Origin of the sequence: Nodularia chucula CCY0103, from assembly GCF_963923915.1 — a bacterium.
Lineage (GTDB): Bacteria > Cyanobacteriota > Cyanobacteriia > Cyanobacteriales > Nostocaceae > Nodularia > Nodularia chucula.
Map to the genome: position 1 here is coordinate 1 of NZ_CAWUOL010000185.1, position 1,421 is coordinate 1,421.

Here is a 1,421-nt window from a genome sequence, read left to right on the forward strand (position 1 = left end):
GGGTTGTTGATGTTGATGGGGTTGAGAAGCGGGAAGGTAAGTTTGAGGTTTATAACTTCAAGGTTGAGGGGTTTCATACTTATTTTGTTTCTGATTTAGGGATTCTGGTTCATAATGCGTTTTGTGGTTCTCCAGGTGGCAGTAATAATGATTGGCTGCCGCTTTCGCCTCGCGCTGCACAAAGGATGGGAGAAGATCCTCGCTTTCATAATTTTCCGCGAAGCCTTGAACCTGATATCTTAGATAGACCGCCAGATATCACTCGTCCTGATGGTCGTCAAGAGTTCCTAGCACGTGGCTCGATTGGAGATACTGATGGAGTTTTTCATATAACTGTGAATGCAGATAGACAAATCGAACACAGAACATTTATCCCTGAAAAAGATTGGGAGCGTTTTTCAAAAAGGTGGGAACTGCCTACCTTAGATCAGCTTTAAAGTTAGGTACAAAAAAAGGTGTTGACATGACTGGCGAATTGGAGTATCTAGTGACAGGTCAAGGATATGATGAAAAAATTTGTCTTACTATCCCCAAAGTAGGAGTAATTTTCGATGGTAATTGCGATCAACTTGTGACTAGTCAGTATGGAGAAATAGAACTAAAGCTTAATTTCACTTATTCAGAACTTATGTTTCATCATGCACTACGTCGTATTGACAAATATGTTGTTCTCGTTCCAACTTTACATGAAGTAGATGTATCTCAATTTTTCTCTAAACGTAAATTAGGAACAATTGCGCTTCTATTCAGTAGAGTTCAGGACTTGTGGGTTAAGTTACGTTACGACCCAACTGAATTAAATGATTTAGTAGCTTTAAGTAGTTCAGACTATCTATTGCTTTGGCTTTTGAATATTCCTTCACTTCCTAATACACTCTCATCCAATCAAATAATAAGTTGGTTAGAAAATCGTATTCTAGCGGAGGAACCGCAGGGAGTTCCTACAATTCGTGAAACGCTGGAAATGATAGTTTCAGGTGAGGTAAGATTTTCTAAAAGCTTACAGCCATGCCAAGCTAATACAAAACCAGTTATCGCCTATATTGACACTGAGTATAAAAGTATTGTGGAGTGGTATGCTCTAAATTCACTGGAGAGACATAAAATCTTATTGGGCAATGATTGGAGTATCATAGTGAACTAAATGATATAGTTGGAAATTGCAATTGCTTATCACGAATTTAGCTTAATAAGTGAAAGCAAAATAGTTTTTTCGTTCACTTGTCGCCAAGACAGCAATAAGTGAAATACAAGTTTTTAAACAATCTCAAGAATCCTCGCTAAGGATGCAGAAAATACTAAATTCTCCTTCATGAGCATTGAAATTTCCACTATAGGATATCAAAGTTGGTGATTGGGCGACCGATATACTTATGATGCCTTTGGTGGATTATTAGACCAGACAGGTACTTTCGGCAATT

2 protein-coding genes are annotated in these 1,421 nt (G+C 38.0%); both read left to right on the forward strand.

Translation table 11 applies throughout. The features are described 5' to 3' along the window. On the forward strand, positions 1 to 437 hold a 437-nt coding region (locus tag ACM0OP_RS24095), incomplete at its 5' end, for a hypothetical protein (RefSeq protein WP_414530932.1). 26 nt (positions 438 to 463) lie between these two features. Next, complete coding sequence (locus ACM0OP_RS24100) at positions 464 to 1,144, forward strand: hypothetical protein (RefSeq protein ID WP_414530933.1); 681 nt, start codon at positions 464 to 466, stop codon at positions 1,142 to 1,144. The last annotated feature ends 277 nt before the right edge of the window (positions 1,145 to 1,421 follow it).